Origin of the sequence: Bacillus sp. FSL W8-1141, from assembly GCF_038593205.1 — a bacterium.
GTDB lineage: Bacteria > Bacillota > Bacilli > Bacillales > Bacillaceae > Bacillus > Bacillus altitudinis.
The window spans coordinates 276,055-292,854 of the sequence record NZ_CP151973.1 but is presented as its reverse complement, the minus strand read 5'-3'; the positions used below and the strand labels follow the sequence as shown (position 1 = coordinate 292,854).

The 16,800-nt window shown below is 41.4% G+C and carries 15 protein-coding genes; 7 read left to right on the top strand and 8 right to left on the bottom strand.

Features of this window, described 5'->3' with window-relative positions; all coding sequences use genetic code 11:
* Positions 1-57 precede the first annotated feature (57 nt).
* The 4 genes from NSQ52_RS01600 (at position 58) to NSQ52_RS01585 (ending at position 3,827) form a co-directional block, all read left to right on the top strand.
* Complete coding sequence (locus tag NSQ52_RS01600) at positions 58-585, top strand: DUF1453 domain-containing protein (RefSeq protein ID WP_308807524.1); 528 nt, start codon at positions 58-60, stop codon at positions 583-585.
* Between the two features lie 22 nt (positions 586-607).
* Positions 608-1,819, top strand: a complete 1,212-nt coding sequence (locus NSQ52_RS01595; RefSeq protein WP_035390558.1) for a sensor histidine kinase — start codon at positions 608-610, stop codon at positions 1,817-1,819.
* A complete protein-coding gene (locus NSQ52_RS01590) occupies positions 1,816-2,472 on the top strand; it encodes a response regulator transcription factor (RefSeq protein WP_342473843.1) in 657 nt (218 codons plus the stop codon). Before NSQ52_RS01595 ends, NSQ52_RS01590 begins: the two co-directional genes overlap by 4 nt.
* Before the next feature lie 314 nt (positions 2,473-2,786).
* The gene (locus NSQ52_RS01585) at positions 2,787-3,827 is read left to right on the top strand and encodes a DUF4352 domain-containing protein (RefSeq protein ID WP_035703073.1); all 1,041 of its coding nucleotides are present in this window, start codon (positions 2,787-2,789) and stop codon (positions 3,825-3,827) included.
* A gap of 48 nt (positions 3,828-3,875) precedes the next feature.
* Here NSQ52_RS01585 and NSQ52_RS01580 read toward each other — a convergent pair whose 3' ends face one another.
* From NSQ52_RS01580 to NSQ52_RS01570, 3 genes are all read right to left on the bottom strand, one after another.
* Positions 3,876-4,967, bottom strand: a complete 1,092-nt coding sequence (locus tag NSQ52_RS01580) for an SEC-C metal-binding domain-containing protein (protein ID WP_342467772.1) — start codon at positions 4,965-4,967, stop codon at positions 3,876-3,878.
* A gap of 193 nt (positions 4,968-5,160) precedes the next feature.
* The gene (locus tag NSQ52_RS01575; RefSeq protein ID WP_058336311.1) at positions 5,161-6,099 is read right to left on the bottom strand and encodes a response regulator; all 939 of its coding nucleotides are present in this window, start codon (positions 6,097-6,099) and stop codon (positions 5,161-5,163) included.
* Between the two features lie 4 nt (positions 6,100-6,103).
* Positions 6,104-7,390, bottom strand: coding sequence for a sensor histidine kinase (locus tag NSQ52_RS01570; RefSeq protein WP_058336310.1), 1,287 nt, complete (start codon positions 7,388-7,390; stop codon positions 6,104-6,106).
* Between the two features lie 517 nt (positions 7,391-7,907).
* On the opposite strand from NSQ52_RS01570, the gene NSQ52_RS01565 reads away from it, so the two are divergent.
* Both NSQ52_RS01565 and NSQ52_RS01560 read left to right on the top strand, forming a co-directional pair.
* Positions 7,908-8,888: a glutaminase gene (locus tag NSQ52_RS01565; RefSeq protein WP_008342152.1), complete on the top strand. Its 981-nt coding sequence runs from the start codon at positions 7,908-7,910 to the stop codon at positions 8,886-8,888.
* A 33-nt stretch (positions 8,889-8,921) separates the two neighbouring features.
* Positions 8,922-10,349: an alanine/glycine:cation symporter family protein gene (locus NSQ52_RS01560; protein ID WP_017358609.1), complete on the top strand. Its 1,428-nt coding sequence runs from the start codon at positions 8,922-8,924 to the stop codon at positions 10,347-10,349.
* A gap of 39 nt (positions 10,350-10,388) precedes the next feature.
* Here the strand turns inward: NSQ52_RS01560 and NSQ52_RS01555 are convergent, their stop codons facing one another.
* From NSQ52_RS01555 to NSQ52_RS01540, 4 genes are all read right to left on the bottom strand, one after another.
* Positions 10,389-11,249, bottom strand: a complete 861-nt coding sequence (locus NSQ52_RS01555; RefSeq protein WP_144679705.1) for an alpha/beta hydrolase — start codon at positions 11,247-11,249, stop codon at positions 10,389-10,391.
* A gap of 157 nt (positions 11,250-11,406) precedes the next feature.
* On the bottom strand, positions 11,407-11,772 hold the full coding sequence (locus NSQ52_RS01550; RefSeq protein WP_008342155.1) for a VOC family protein: 366 nt from the start codon (positions 11,770-11,772) through the stop codon (positions 11,407-11,409).
* Between the two features lie 100 nt (positions 11,773-11,872).
* Positions 11,873-13,255 carry an amino acid permease gene (locus tag NSQ52_RS01545; RefSeq protein ID WP_277519301.1) on the bottom strand — a complete coding sequence of 461 codons (1,383 nt, stop codon included), beginning with the start codon at positions 13,253-13,255 and terminating at the stop codon, positions 11,873-11,875.
* Between the two features lie 67 nt (positions 13,256-13,322).
* Positions 13,323-14,831, bottom strand: coding sequence for an AMP-binding protein (locus NSQ52_RS01540; protein WP_061417791.1), 1,509 nt, complete (start codon positions 14,829-14,831; stop codon positions 13,323-13,325).
* A gap of 262 nt (positions 14,832-15,093) precedes the next feature.
* Here NSQ52_RS01540 and NSQ52_RS01535 point away from each other — a divergent pair, with 262 nt between their 5' ends.
* On the top strand, positions 15,094-15,531 hold the full coding sequence (locus NSQ52_RS01535; RefSeq protein ID WP_024719020.1) for a MarR family transcriptional regulator: 438 nt from the start codon (positions 15,094-15,096) through the stop codon (positions 15,529-15,531).
* A gap of 21 nt (positions 15,532-15,552) precedes the next feature.
* On the opposite strand, the gene NSQ52_RS01530 is transcribed toward NSQ52_RS01535, so the two are convergent.
* Entirely contained in the window at positions 15,553-16,686 is a 1,134-nt protein-coding gene (locus tag NSQ52_RS01530; protein ID WP_342473842.1) for a zinc-dependent alcohol dehydrogenase, read from the bottom strand.
* Positions 16,687-16,800 lie beyond the last annotated feature (114 nt).

Below are 16,800 nucleotides of genomic sequence, written 5' to 3'. Positions count from 1 at the left end.
TTCCCATGAATCATTTTCAACATTCAAGTATTCTGCTCTCTGAAAATCAATCTGGAGGTGGACGCTTTGAAAGAAAAAGATTCGTATGATGAAGATATACTTAAACGAAAAGAGGTTCTTCACATGACCATTCAAATTGTGATCATCATCGTCATTCTACTTTTAAGGTCAGGCAAGGAAAAAGAAGTTCGTCCAATCAAACTTCTGATAGGTCCGATGATTTTATTAGCCGTTCTTTCTTATTCATTCATGCAGCATGTGCAAATCACTGCTACGGGCCTGCTCGTAATGGCAGTCTTTGTACTTGTAGGTTTTGCAATCGGGCTATGGAGAGGTACACTATATAAAGTAACATTTGATCGTCAGTCAGGGCGTATTACTGCCGCAAGCTCTCTCTCTGGAACCCTTTTTTTCATTGGGGTTATCCTGATACGTATGGCAGTTGGCTCATTTGTTCAAGACGGCGGTCATTCGCTGATGATCTTCGCAAATGGCCTGACATTACTGCCAGTCGGAAGCATGATTGGATTGCGGTTCATCCTTTTTAAAAAATATATGGCCCTCAAAGCATCTGCAGCCATTTAACTGACAGACAGGAGTTTTACACATGAATCTTCAGAAGCCACTCGAGCTTTTAGGTCAAATGAGACGAAAAGTAGTGTTAGGTCTTGTGTTGACGTATATGTATATTCAAATGTACGAGCCACTTTCTATAGGCGAATTGGTGTTTCGCACCTTCGCCTATTTGGTGTTTCTTCTTTGTCTTTTTCCAAAAAACAAGCTGGCACCTAAAAAGCAATTTTCCATGCTTTTCTTGATGTGGATACTGACACATCTCCTTTGGATCGTCACAGGACATCTGCAAGACAGTATCGGGCTCACCTTTTTTATGATTGGTTTTATTGCTTTTCGTTTTTCAGAGGCACATCATCCCTATTTATTCGGACTGATCTTTCTCACCAGTGGTGTAAGTTACTACGTGAATGGCCTTTCTTGGAGCATGGTCATCACCCTTCCATTATTCCAGCTGCTTGTGTATACCATTGTCTTGATCTCTAGAATGCGACGGCGGGAACAAGAATTAAAGGAAGAACACTTCGGAGAACTTCAGCTGGTTCACCGTGAATTGTCAGACGCACATGAGAAATTGAAACAGGCTCATATCGAACTGGAAGAAGCGACGGTTCAGTCATTGCAATTTGCTGTGCTGGAAGAGCGAAGCAGAATTGCACGGGATTTGCATGACAGCATCGGCCACCAATTAACGTCTATGATTGTGCAGCTTCAATCTCTGCCCTACCGCTTAAAACAAGAAAAACCTGAACAGATGGCTCAAACATTTGATGAACTGATCTCCATTTCTAAAAACTGTCTCACAGAGGTCCGTTCCGTTGTTCATCATATGGCGTCAGATGATGCAGGACTTGGTCTTGCAGGACTCCGCAGCTTAGTGAAACAAGGAGAAATGACTGGAGAGCTTGAGCTTCACTTTTATACCAATCAGCTCACATATAAAAAATGGCCGCTCACTATATCTGAACTGTTCTATCGTGTTTTGCAAGAAGCGATCACCAATACAATTCGGCATGCGCAAGCGACCACGATGAGTATTACATTATGTAATGATGATAAAGAGCTCATCATGCACATTGAAGATGATGGATATGTAAACGGCGGCAGCATATCATACGGGTTTGGCCTGTCAGGTATGAAAGCCCGCTGTGAGGCAGCAGGGGGAACTCTCAAGACCTCCATTCGTGATCCACATGGCTTCTCTATACTTGTTCAAATCCCAATCAAGGAGGATACCCTATCATGAAAAAACCTATTTCAATTGGCATAATTGATGATCAACCGCTGATTCGCCAAGGATTTCGTTATATTGCAAGTGCTCAAGAGGATATTGAGGTTATATGGGAAGCGGCAGACGGTCAGGAAGCAGTAGACCTTTGCGCTAGCCGCAAACCAGATGTCCTGCTGATGGATGTCCAAATGCCTAAAATGGATGGTATCACAGCAACAGAGCACATTTTAAGTCAGCAGCCTGATATCAAAGTTGTCATTCTGACGACCTTTGATACAGAAGAATATGTCTTTGACGGAATCCGTGCAGGAGCAGTCGGTTATTTACTAAAGGACACATCGCCGGAGGAATTAATTGAGGCCATTCGAACGGCTTTTGCTGGCGAATCTGTGTTTAAAACGGCAGCCTCCGAGCATATGATGGCCCAGGCCCTTCAACAGGCAAATGATCGGCACCACACTCATTTTCTTCAAGAATCTTTTACAGAACGGGAACGTGACGTTCTGCAGCAAATGGCTTACGGCTTAAAGAATGAAGACATTGCTGATCAGTTATTTATTAGTGTAAGTACGGTAAAAACGCATGTCCATCGCATTTTGCAGAAATTAAATGCACAAGATCGGACACAAGCTGTCGTCTTCGCTATTCGTCATCGCCTTGTGAAATGAAAAATACCTCCACTTCAAGAATTTTATACAAAAAAACATTTAAAACCCATGATAAATAGATAAATTAATTCTTATTAACTAGTATATTTTACTTATTAAATTCCGTTTTTTATAGGTATTTGTGTAAAAATCTATCAAAGATAGGGAATACAACCTATTCCTCTTCACGAATGAAATTCGATAGAATGAATAGTGCAAATCGTCATTAGGAGATTTTCCCCTTTAACACCCGAATATACCATTCTATCTGTTTCTTTTTTCTCAGTCAGATAGCGGGAAGAAAATGACGAAAGAAAAGCAAAGGAGCATCAACTGTGAATCTTAAAAAAATAAGTGCACTCCTCATGATTTCATTCGTGATGATCATCTCTGCAGCCTGCCAGAGCTCAGCAAAATCAACAAAGGCTGACCAAAAATCAACAAAAACAGCAGAGGTAAAAGTGAATAGCTACGAATATACGTTACCAGAAGACTCAACCACTACCTTGCGAGACAATGAATTGGTGTTAAAAGTTAACCTGACGATCACCAACAAAGGTGACAAAGCCCTTTCACTATATAACTCTGATTTCACCCTTTATCAGGACGATGCCAAAGTCTCTGATTTAAAATTCTACGGCAGTAAAGACCGCCTTGATCTTGGGTCATTGAACAAAGGGAAATCACTATCAGGAGCTCTTTATTTCCTAGTAGATAAAGGCAAAAAATATCAGTTCGTGTACCAAGATAGCATCAAGAAAAACAGCGATTCGATCGAAATGGAACTAGATGGCGAAAAGATACTGGATTCAGCGAAAAAGCTAGATAACCCAGCAAAAGCACTATCTGCTTATACAGATCTCATTGTTTTTGACAAAAAGAATGATCAATTCTCAGAATTAACAGGTGACAATCAATCAGATGTCGTTAATAAATATCACGAAATGTTTGTAAAAGACTTCAAGAGAAGTGCAGGCATATATGGAAACGAAGTCAGTGACCGCGATATTTTATCCATGTACAAACGCATGCAAAATACAATGAAGGATAAAGCGAAAGTGGAAACAAGTGTGAAAACCATCTCAGATGACGAAGCGAAGGTTGTCGCTCAAGTAACCGGTATTGATGCTTCTAACTTAAAAGACAAACTAGACAAACAAAGAGATGAGTTTTACAACGGCAAAATCCGTTCGAAAGAAGAATTGTATAAGAAAAGCTTGAATATGTACGCATCTGAGTTTGAAAAGCTTCCTCCAGTCTCAAGCCCTGCTGAGTATGAAGTGAAAATGAAACGTAACGGAGATGGTCAGTGGAAAATTGACCTCAATGATTATAATACAGAGCAATACATGAGTGGTTTTATTAAAACAAGATGATGAAAAAAAGACGCTGGCTCCTTGAAAGGTGCCGCGTCTTTTTTCATGCTATGATACAGTCGTCTCTTGCTCTTCTTTCACCGCTTTTTCTATGTCTTTAAATCGGCTCGATACAGTGGACGCACTAATGCCATACTTTTTAGCAACTTGTGCTTGAGAAAGCGGGGCATCGCTTGCAAGTGAATGAATATAATATTCGATTCCAGCAGCAAATGACGCCGCTTTACGGATCACAGGTGCTTTCTGATCACAGTAAGCTTTCCAAACCGTTAAAGCGCCATCTGTCAGGCTTTGGTCACCGTGCTCTTTCATCCCGTCTTCAATCAGCTTGGCTGTTTCCAGCTGAACGTCACTAGCCCAGTCCATCCGATCTGCTGATAGTCCTACTGTACTTCCTTCTGTTTGAGCAGGCGCTTCTATTTCTTCAACTTCTTGCTTCGCAAACATACACTTCAGCACTTCAGGGAAGGCTTCTCTCATAAATGTGCTACGTGCTCCTCCGTTTGCCTCATGTGCTTCAACGAGCTGGCGAACCTGAAGAAGAAGCGTATCAGTAAACTCTTTCGCGAACATCGTATATTGAATGAAAAACTCTGCTTTTTCTTCAAACTGAACAGGGAAACCTAGAACAAGACTACCTTTCTCTGGCAGCACGGTTTGATCCGGCTTCACATCAACTTCAACCTTCTCAGCTGTCACCATATTCTCAAAGTAAAGAGACTCGTCCGTTTTTTCATTTAATAAAAGCAAAGATGGCTCCATGTCTGTCCAAGATTCAACCACTTGTCTTGTTTTAGGACGGGTAATATCTTCTGCTTTTTTTGTCAGGAATTCTTGGAAGATAGTCTCTTTCTTATCTGTTAATGGGCGGAAGAAAATGCCCCATACACTCAAATGAAAGACTGAGATTTGTTGCGTTTCTTTATCCATATCTGCTAGGAAAGAAAACTCATTAATGAATTGATTGATCGCTCTCTGATGCTTAGAGAACGCATAATTCATTAAATCCTTTTGAACTTGTACAGCTTCCTTAAACACAAGCTCAGACGTTTGTTCTCCGCCTGACTTTTGACCACAGCAATGTTTATATTTTTTTCCGCTTCCGCATGGGCAGAGCGCATTTCGTTTAATTTTTCCCAAAATAAAACCTCCGACATTCTAGTCTAACCTCACTATTTTAACAAACGATTGCACAGGAGAGTTTTATTTTCAAGAAAAAAGAAAAATCAGAATGATCAGATAAATAACAAAGACGTCTAAAAGAGCAAGGCGGCTCATAGTCAAAAGCACTCTGTCTCTGTTTATTTTCTCCAATCATTCCAATAGATTTCCCTCAGCTCATCCCTTCGAATAGCTGCTTTGCTTCAAAATAAAAGATTTGCACGAACTTTTTCGTATTGACTCTGCCTGTTGACCCTGCGGGCGAAGAAGTCTTCTGCATTTCTTTCATTCTTTGGCTGACATCAGTGAAATCAAAAAACTTCGACGCATAGTGCTCAAATTTAGGATTTGAAAAATCTGTGAGCCCAAGTGATGCGAAATGATTTAAGGAATGATGGATGGCTCGTCTAATTCGCTGCTCTGCTGCTTTCACTTCCCGCATCACTTCCACATCCGCCGCACCACGACCAAGCTTTCGTTCCGCCGTTTTGATAAATAGCTGCTTTAATGGCGGAAAATTCACCTCATGAGAATTGGCTGTCTGCGTTTCATGTAAGTAGATCAATATCTCTAGTAAATCCTTAGAGCCACTCTCTCCGACAATTCCTAATTCAGATAGGAGGAATTCCCCTGCCTCTTTCATCGTTCTTCGCTTTGATCCAGTACCTATCTCATGAGAAATCACTGGCTCTAATGGCAGCACATGCCGAAGAGAAGCTTGAATATCGTAAATTGATTTTTCGAGCTTGATCCGCTCCATGACCTTTCGAATGACACTGACAATCTCAATTCGATTGACGGGTTTATGAATATAATATTCAATTCCAAGTTCATAGGCTTCTGCCATCATCTCTTTTGCTTCTACTTGAGATATCATGATGACCTTTCCTTTGAATTCAGGGTGAATATGACGTATGGTTTGAATGCCGTCTCTAGCTGGCATTAAAAGATCAATCAGAAGGATGTCTACTTTTTTCAAGTTCAATGAATTCGCTTCTAATCCAATGCCGTCATCAGCTTCATCCACGACCTCTCCTAGATCCTCATCCTCAATGATCTGACCTAAAATCGAGCGTATTGCACGATCATCATCTGCAATGAAAAATCGCATACACTCACCCTCTCTGTATTAAATTTTTTATCGGAAGGACAAGCTGAAAAGCTGTTCCTTTCGTTTCTTTCTGCTCAATCTGGATTTGACCGTCCAGCTCTTGAACCAGCTCTCTCACATAGGATAAGCCAATCCCAGTTGACGGTGTTCCATATGCATCAAATTTTGAGGTATATCCCGGATCAAATACAATCTCTCTCAATTTCTCAGGAATACCCGGTCCATCATCCTCAACCCGAATCTCTATTTTATCATGACTCCCTTTTAATACGAGTGAGATGGCTCCATCATCCTTGATTGCTTCAACTGCATTTGCCATTAAATTATTAATCAGCGATAAGAAAATGAACACATGATACTCATGCAAGTGAATGCCTTTTATATCAGATGTAAAGGAAATGTTCTTCCCGAGAGATAGCGCATATTTCTCTTGAATGCGAATCACGATTTGAACAAGATCCTCTGCCCTCATATAATCTTGCATGTTTTCCTTTGAAATCAGCTTTGAAAGCCCAGCGTATATACGCTGATTGTCCTTTTTAACTTCATGTATTTCCCCTGCAAGCTTCAGCAGCTCCTGACTCACTTTCTTTCCTGCCTCATGTTCATTCAGCAGACGATAGAGCCGATAGGATTCTTGCGTTATGTGCTCTGTATGATTTAACGTTTTCTTTAAATGAACTGTTTCCTCATATAAATTTGAAATGACCATCATCATATGCTCATTTTGCTTCATGATTTGTTTCTCTCTTGATTGTGCCTCATACAGCCTCATCATATTAAAAAAGCTGATGACCACGAAGCTGTGAGCAAATGCAATGAGGATCATATCACTCAGCTTTGAGAAAGTCATGGTTGTATCAAACACTAAAAATTGTACAAACAGCTCAACAAAATCAGCAAGCAGTTCAATCATCAGTCCGATCAGCCCAATAAAAATGGAACGTTGCTTGAAACGGCCTGTACGGACAACAAAGAAAAGAAAAGCATAAGTAAAGTAAAAAAAGAAGCTCGGAAACTGCTGATAAAATGACAGAGCCAGATCAGCTTTTTGCTGAATAAGATCTAAACCTACCCGAAATAGGACAATGGCTACGCCTGTTAAAAACCCTGGCAGCAATGGTCTTGATTTTCTTAAAAGTAATAAGCAAAAGAAAAACGCAGGTGCCCCAAAACTAATACGAAATGTTTCATTCACAGGATAAAACTTCAGCTCTCCCGCAAGCGGCACAATGACGATCATAAAAATCAAAATAAATGCGTCTTTTTTGACAAGCTGGTTTAAACTCAAATGACTGACATCCCTTCCCCTGTTTACATAGCCACAGTATACAAGGAGACTCTTTGCTTCACAATGAGCAAAAAAATTATTTTCACGGCTACTTCTCTCTTCAAAATCATTTTTTATGACTATTCTCCGAGAAGGCATGGTGACCTTTCAGCTATTCTACGATTTGGAGATTGTCTACAATAATGGGAATTGTTTAGACAATTGCATGCAGACTGATTTTTATTTGTAAGTTTTTCTGTAGATTTTCGTCAGATTGTGTAGTTTCCAAGATAAATTGAATGAACAATTTTAGTGAAACTATATGTAAGCGTTTTCTGAATTTTCACTAAAAACCCTTTTTGTTGTTTCGCCGCCAAAGCCTTCATTTGAACATATATTTAGGTGTAAAGGAGTGGTACAAGCAGCGCATGACAAGTTCTTTGAAGATGTGTAACATGTTTTCGTGCCTATTTGATCGCATTTTTTGTCATCCGCCAATTCAATAGGGTACTTTTTGATTTTTGATTGGAGGAATCGTATGAAAACAGCAATTTCTAATAATACACAACACGCATGCCAGTCTTCTGTTGATCAATGGGCAGAAGAAATACGTCCGTATTACAAAAACGGGCAGAACGCTGGCTACATTCCAGCACTCGGAAAAGTAAATTCCTCTCAACTTGGTATCAGCGTGATAGGCCCAGATGGATCATCTGTACGTTATGGTGATTGGGACGTTCCCTTTACCCTGCAAAGTATCTCAAAAGTCATCAGCTTTATAGCTGCCTGTTTAGGAAGAGGCGTTCCGTACGTCTTGGATCGGGTAGATGTAGAGCCAACTGGTGATGCATTTAATTCCATCTACCGCCTTGAGATGCATAAACCAGGGAAGCCCTTTAATCCAATGATTAATGCTGGAGCTATTACCGTATCCTCCATCCTTCCTGGAAAGACTTCTACAGAAAAGCTAGCATATATTTTCGATTTAATCGAAAACTTAATAGGGAAGCGTCCTTCTGTTAATGAAGAGGTTTATCAATCAGAATGGGCAACTGCACACCGCAACCGGGCACTTGCTTATTATTTAAAAGAAACCAATTACTTAGAATCAGATGTCGAGGACACGTTAGAAGTGTATTTAAAGCAATGTTCCATTGAGGTCACAACAGAGGACATCGCCTTGATTGGACTGATTATTTCAAGTGATGGCTACCATCCCTTTAAACAAGTCCAAGTCATCCCAAAAGATATCGCAAGACTAACAAAGGCATTGATGCTGACATGCGGCATGTACAATGCGTCTGGTAATTTTGCCGCTTTCGTAGGCGTTCCAGCCAAAAGTGGTGTGTCTGGAGGAATCATGGCTTGCGTTCCGCCAAGCGCAAGAAGAGAATTCCCATTTCAGACAGGCTGCGGTATCGGCATTTATGGTCCTGCCATTGACGATTGTGGAAATAGTATTACCGGTGTCATGATGCTGAAGAAACTCGCCAAAGAGTGGGATCTCAGTATTTTTTAAAAAGAACAGTGATGAATTCGAAGAGGTGATGTTATGAACGAAAAAGCTTTGCTATCTTATTTAACAACTACAAATGATTTTATTTGGACTTATCTAATCATTGCTCTGTTACTTGGAGTAGGGGTCTACTTCACATATAGATCACGCTTCCTGCAAGTCAGAATGCTGAAAGAAATGCTGCGTGTTCTAAAAGAAGGAAGAAAAGAAAAAGAGGGAATCTCACCGTTCCAAGCTTTTGCCATCAGTATGGCAGCACGTGTAGGAACAGGGAATATCACAGGGATTGCCATCGCTATTGCGATCGGTGGACCTGGCGCAATCTTCTGGATGTGGATCGTAGCGATTATCGGTTCTGCTTCAAGCTTTGTTGAAAGTACACTAGCTCAGGTGTATAAAGTAAAAGATAAAACAGGATTCCGCGGTGGACCTGCTTATTACATGGAAAAAGGGTTAAATAAGCGCTGGATGGGGATTTTATTTGCCATCCTGATCACGATCTCTTTTGGGATTGTCTTTAACGCAGTGCAATCAAATACAATCACCGTCGCTTTTAAAAACTCTTTTGGCCTAGATCGTTTAACTGTCGGAATCGTTATGGCTGTTATTTTTGCGTTCATTATTTTCAAAGGAATCAAAGCGATTGCAAAAGCATCTGAATATATTGTCGTTTTTCTTGCCGTTGCTTACATCGGGATTGCTTTCTTTGTCATTATCACAAATATCACTGAACTACCAGGTGTCATCAGTACGATTGTGAAGCATGCTTTCGGATTTGAACAGTTTGCCGGCGGTACATTAGGTGGAGCATTGTTACAAGGGATTAAACGCGGTCTCTTCTCAAACGAAGCCGGTATGGGTAGTGCCCCTAACGCAGCAGCAACTGCTGTCACGAGCCACCCAGTCAAACAAGGATTAATCCAAGCATTTGGTGTGTTAACAGATACGTTAATTATTTGTACAAGTACAGCCTTTCTTGTTCTGTTCTCTGATGCGTATAAAACAACCAATCTGGAAGGAATTGAGCTAACTCAGGCTTCATTAAGCCAGCACATTGGGCCTTGGGCTTCTGGATTCCTGGCGATCATGATTTTCTTATTCGCTTTTAGTACGTTAATTGGTAACTATTACTATGGTGAAACGAACATTGAGTTCTTGGGAGCGAATAAAATTTGGCTCAACATCTATCGTGTTGCTGTCATTGGCATGGTTCTTTTCGGAGCTGTTGCCACTGTTCCTCTCGTTTGGGGTCTAGCCGACTTATTCATGGGTCTCATGGTCATCGTCAACCTCATTGCCATTACCATGTTGTCCAAAGTCGCCTTTGCAGCACTGAAGGATTACATGCGACAGAAAAAAGAAGGCAAAGATCCTGTTTTCTATAAAAATGCCGTTCCAAACAATGAAGAGATTGAATGCTGGGACGACGAACCTGTTTCCTTGAAAAAGAATCAAATCGGATAAAACAAATAAGCTCTGGTCATATGATCAGAGCTTTTTCCTTTATGCTAAAAATTCGAGAATGAGCTTGTTCACGACATCTGGTTTTTCATGATTGATCCAATGAGTCGCATCATCGACAAAAATCAGCTGTCCATTTGGGCAAATCTTGATCGTTTCTTTTGCGAGCTTTCTGCTTAGAAACTTGTCCTCCATTCCCCAGATCATGCGGACAGGCACGAGAATTCGTTTGGAAATCGGTTTTTCAAAGCCGCCTTTTTTAATCGCTCGATACCAATTCAACATGGACGTAATGGCTCCCGGCTGCGTCCATGCCAGCTTATAGCTTGAGACATCTTCCTTCGTGAACAAATGAGGTCTAGCAGACAGTCCAATGGCTTCATCCAGTCTTTGAAAGTGATTTTCTTGAAGGGCTGCCTCTGGTACATTTGGAAGCTGAAAGAACGCGATATAAGAGCTCTTCTTCCACTGCGGCGGATAAAACGGAAGGACCTTCATCATCACACGAGGATGCGGCATGTTGACGATGATTAATTTCTCTACATATTGAGAACGGGTTGAAGCAAGGTGCCAAGCAACCGCTCCGCCCCAATCATGTCCGCCGACAATAGCCTTTTGATTTGGGCTCAGCGCCTTAATTAATCCCACGATATCATCTCTTAATTTGTCTAAGACGTATGATTCGACTCCTTCTGGTTTGTCACTCAGATGGTATCCCCTTTGATCAGGAACAACGACACGATACCCCGCCTCAGCCAGGGGGAGGATTTGATTTTTCCAACCATACCAAAACTCAGGAAATCCATGCAGCAGAACCAGCAGTGGGCCATCTTCAGGACCAGCCATTGCTGTATGGAGCTTTATGCCGTTTGTTTGAATATATTGAAACTCAACTTGATCCATTCCTTTTCCACCCTTTCCCCATGTCTTATCATTCTTCCAACATAGCATATTTTCCATTTTTCAGAAAATAAAAACACTCACAAAAAAACCTTCACAAGGGTGAAGGTCTCAGATTACTGACAACGAATACGAGGGTTTGTCTTCACGCAAAACGTCTTTATTTCATATAATTCAGCACCCATATCAGCCCATTCTTCCGATCTTGTACTTGTCCATGAAGTGCGCCAAAAAACGTATCCTGTAATTCCACAAGGACATCTCCGTCAGCTTCAAGCGCCTCGTATACAGCCTTTAACTCTTCCTCATTGTCAAACTGCATGATCAATCGAAGATTCTCCGGTTTTGGTGTGCGGCCAAATGTATCTGAAAAGTGGAGCAGTGATTCTCCAAGGTGCAGCTCAGCATGCAATACACGGTCTTGATGTTCATTTAAGATACGAATATCTCCGCCAAAAATTCCTTGATAATATTGAAGAGATTCTTTGACGTCTTCTACAACAATATAAGGACTAACGCTGATCATTTCCCTCATCCTCCTCTTGTTCCGTTCATTATCTCTTATATAGCTTATCCCAAATCGTATGAAAAAAGGCACAAATCGTCAACGGATTTGCACCTTTTTCTCAAGCAGATTTCGCTAATTCACTGTGTTTGTTAGAATACGCTGCGTACATGACGACACCGATCATCAGCCAAACCCCGAAGTACAGCCATGTCCGGCCTGGTAAATTGAGCATCAGAAACACACAACAGCCCATTGAGATAATTGGCAAAACCGGTACAAACGGAACCCGGAATCCCCTTTCCAGCTGTTTATGTGTCTTTCTCAAAATGAGTACGGATAAGCTCACCATCGCAAACGTTAATAATGCACCGATATTGGCTAGGTTGGACAGATCCTTCAAATCAATAAACCCTGAAATAACAGCTGTCATCCCGCCAATCACCCATATACTTGCAACAGGTGTATCACTTTTGTTTGTTTTTGAAAACACTTTAGGCAAGAGCCCGTCCCGCCCCATCGCAAAAGCAATTCGAGTTGCCGCATAATTATTGGCGAAAATCACAGCCATCAATCCAATCACAGCACCGACAGAAATAATACCAGCCACGCTATGTTGATGGACACTTTGCAATACATAAGACATTGCCTCTGTCACATTCAACTTCGTATAGTGCACCATGCCTGTCATGACCAAACAAACGACAATATAAATGATCGTACAAATGAGCAATGAACCAATGATACCAATTGGCAGGTTCCGCTGTGGATTTTTCACCTCTTCTGCAGAAGCTGAAATGGCATCGAATCCTAAAAAGGCAAAAAACACAGCAGCGGCTCCAGCAATAATCCCTTCCGTACCAAACGGCATGAACGGCTGCCAATTGGCTGGCTCTACGTAAAAACCACCTACTACAATGAAAAGAACAATAATGCCAAGTTTCACAAACACCATGATATTATTGAATTTTTTACTTTCTTTCGTTCCTTTAGATAGGATCCACGCAATGAGTAAAGCAATGATAATTGCTGGCAAATTCATATATCCGCCTTGTTCTGGACCAGCTAAAAATTGATGTGGAATTGAGATTCCAAACCCCTCCAGCAGGCTGTTAAAATAACTCGACCAGCCACTCGCTACAGCTGAAGCAGTCAGCATATAAACAGATAATAACGTCCATCCCATGAGATGACCTACGAGTTCACCCATTGTGGTATATGAATAAATGTACGCACTGCCGAACACAGGCAGCGCGGAAGCCATTTCTGCATAACAAAGTGCTGCTAAACTGCACACAATCGCTGCGATCGCAAAGGAGAAAATAACAGCCGGTCCTGCATCCTTAGCTGCTGTAATTCCGGTTAACACCATGACCCCCGTCCCAATCACAGCCCCTATGCCAAGGAGCGTGAGATCGAGCCCGCCCAGTGTTTTCTTTACCTTTTGCTGTCTGCTCTGTTCTAACAAATCGTGAATGTGTTTCTTACGAAGTATATGTCGCAAACCCTTTCCCTCCAAAACGTTAGAAAAACAAAAAAATCATTCAAATTTCATTATAGCAGAATAGGTCCTACGCATTCACAACCAATTCACGTAAATCTTTCTTCATGATTTTACCAAGTTTATTTTTTGGCAGATCCTGCGTGAAATGAATGGATGGCACTTTGTAATCTGCTAAACGTTCCTTGCAGTAATTCACCACATCTTCTTCGCAGAAATCGACAGATTCGTCTTTTACGATATACGCACTTGGTACTTCACCATATAAGTCATCTGGTACCCCAATGACAGCAGATTCAATTACACCTGGAATTTGATCAATGACCTCTTCCACTTGGTCAGGATAAATATTATCCCCACCGTATAGAATCACATCTTTGTATCTCCCTGTGATGTAAAGAAAACCGTCTTCATCCAGATAGCCTGCATCCCCCATATGGAACCAGCCATCCTTGAGCACTTTCTCTGTCGCTTCAGGTTGATGATAGTAGCCTAAGAAATAAAATGGGCTTCTCATGACGACCTCGCCAATTTCTCCAGCTGGGAGCGCCTCTTCTGTCTCAGGATGCACGATTTTGACTTCTACATCCGGATCCACTTTACCAGCAGAGCCCATCTTATCCTCGCCCATCGCTGGATGCCACGCACTCACAACCCACGCTTCTGTACTTCCATAGCCATGCATCATCTGAATGCCTACTTCTTTGTAATCTTTAATTAAGCGTACCGGTACCTTCGTACCACCAGAAATCGCAATTTCAAAAGATGAGAGATCGTACGAACCGCGCTTCATTTCTTCTAGCATGTACGTATAAGCTGATGGGAAAGCCATCATAAACGTAATTCTTTCTTTCTCAATCGTTTCTAAAATGCGTTTCGGTGTTGCATCATGTAAGAAGACTAACGTATACCCTTCAATTGCAGCTGCAATCAAGTGATTAATAGAACTCATATGATACAGCGGATGACTTGCCAAGTACCGTTTTCCTTTCAGATCAAATCCTCGATTCCCACGTCGTGTTAAAAATTGATAGATTCGTCCATGTCCGACCATACAGCCTTTTGGATTGCCTGTTGTACCTGAGGTGAATAAAATCATGGCCAAATCTTCTTCTGATACCTCTTCAGCAAGATCACTTCCATCATTAGACGCCAATATGTCTTCAAACAACTGTGTTGTTTTCGCATTGACACCAGATTCCACCATGAGACAATCTTCTAAAGACACATTCACTGCCGCAATGATGTCACGGAATTCACGGTCAAAAAATAAAGCCTTTGGCTCTGCTTTTTTCAAGATACCTTCTAGCTCAAAAGAGGTAAGCTGCCAGCTAAGCGGTACGGCGACTGCACCTGCTTTAATGGCTGCCAGCATAATCGTAGAAAAGTGATGATGGTTTTGACAAATAAAGCACACCCGGTCACCTTTTCGAATTCCTTTACGGTGTAAGTAATGTGCCAGCTGATCAATGCGTTTTGCATATTCTTCAAATGTATAAGACACACCTCCGCCAGTTACCGCTTCAATTTGTGAAGAGCGTTCCATTCTGTCGTTTAGTAATGCCTGTAAAGTATTCAATATCTTCATCTCCAAACGTTTGATGTCCAATAGCCAATTTCCAGAGAATTGGATTGGCAGATTTTATCTCATTCACATTCTAAAATAAAAAAAGGTGAAAGTAAAATCATTTCATTTTGGAATTGTTCCTTTTATTAATTGATAATATAGGTAATTTTATAGCCGTCTTCCATTTTGGTTTAAATGATGATGCTTATTATGATAAGATAGACCTAGTAATTGATCGGAAAATGCGAATGCAATAGGAAAAGAGGTATGGAGAATGCAACATTTCGAGCTAGAGGCAAGTTTGTTAGACCATGCACTGACAAAGTATTTAAAGGCGACGAAACGAATAGATGAAGAGAATATCCCGAAAAACGTCACGAATGTAAAAGGGTTTATTTTACGCATCATCTACCGCCATCAATCATGTACTGTGAAAAATATTCTGCAGGAAGTTTCATTATCTCCCTCCGCAACAACAACCGCTCTCAATCACTTAGAAGATGAAGGGCTGATTATCCGCTCTAGAAATAACAATGACCGCCGTACGGTATGGATTACACTCTCTGAATCAGGTGAACAAATCGCCAGACAAATGATCGACAATCGTCAGCTACTTGTCAATCAACTGTTCAATCACCTATCAGAAGAAGATAAAAAAACATTTTTTGAATTAATCGAAAAAATGATGGACGAGTATACATTAAAGGCTTAGGAAATATCCTAAGCCTTCTTTTTATGGCTTTAAGATGACTTTTATACAATCATCTTGTTTTTCATTGAATATGTGATACGCATGAGCTGCGTCATCTAGCGGTATTTGATGTGTGATGATCGCTCTAGGATCAATTTCCCCGGTTGTCACTTTTTGATAAAGCTTTGACATGTACCCTCTCGCTGGCGCCTGTCCCATTTTCAGCGTGACGTTTCTTGCGAAAAAAGCACCCAATGGGAACATATTGTAAAGACCTCCATACACACCCGTCAGCTGAACAGTCCCGCATTTCCTCACGGCTTTTGTGGCAATTTGAATGGGCCCTATCGTTCCGCCTTGCAGCTTGAGCTTCTGTTCAACCTTTTCAAGCGGTGACTTTTTCCCATCCATCCCCACACAATCAATGACAACATCCGCCCCACCTTTTGTGAGCTCTTTTAGGGTTTCTCCCATGTCAGGGTCTTCTGTAAAATCAAATACTTCTACGCCGCTCATTCGTTTTGCATGGTGAAGGCGATAGTCTATGTAATCAACAGCAATGACCCGCTCTGCGCCCTTTTGCCAAGCAAATTGCTGTGCCATTAACCCAACAGGTCCACATCCTAGCACAATGACCGTATCCCCCTTTTTTACACCTGCGTGTTCTACACTCCAATAAGCAGTTGGCAGAACATCTGATAAAAACAGCAATTGTTCATCCTCTAACTCACAATCATCCGGCACCTTAAATGGTGTATAGTTTCCAAAGGGCACACGTAAATATTCAGCCTGTCCTCCGGGGTAATTCCCATATTTCTCACTGTATCCAAAAAGTCCGCCTGAATCATAATGAGGATTTGAGTGATCGCATTGACTTTCTAAATGGTGATGGCAATACTGGCATTGACCACACGCAACGGTAAATGGAATGATGACACGATCTCCCTTTTTCACCGCAGTGACATCCGGCCCGACTTCCTCTACCACCCCCATCGGTTCATGCCCAATCACATAGCCGATAGGAAGCGGGAAATTCCCTTGATATAAATGTAAATCTGACCCACAAATAGCTGTAGATGTAATTCGAACGATGACATCTTCACGATCTTGAATAGATGGTGCAGCTACTTCCTTCACCGCAATGCGGCTTTTCCCTTGATAGGTGACAGCTCTCATCTGCATTTCCTCCTTTAGCTAAGGTCATCATGTCTATAGCTTCACCTTGAATGGATGGTTCATACATATGAATAGGGATGCTGTTCCACAAGGGAAAACAAAATAACCCGCCGA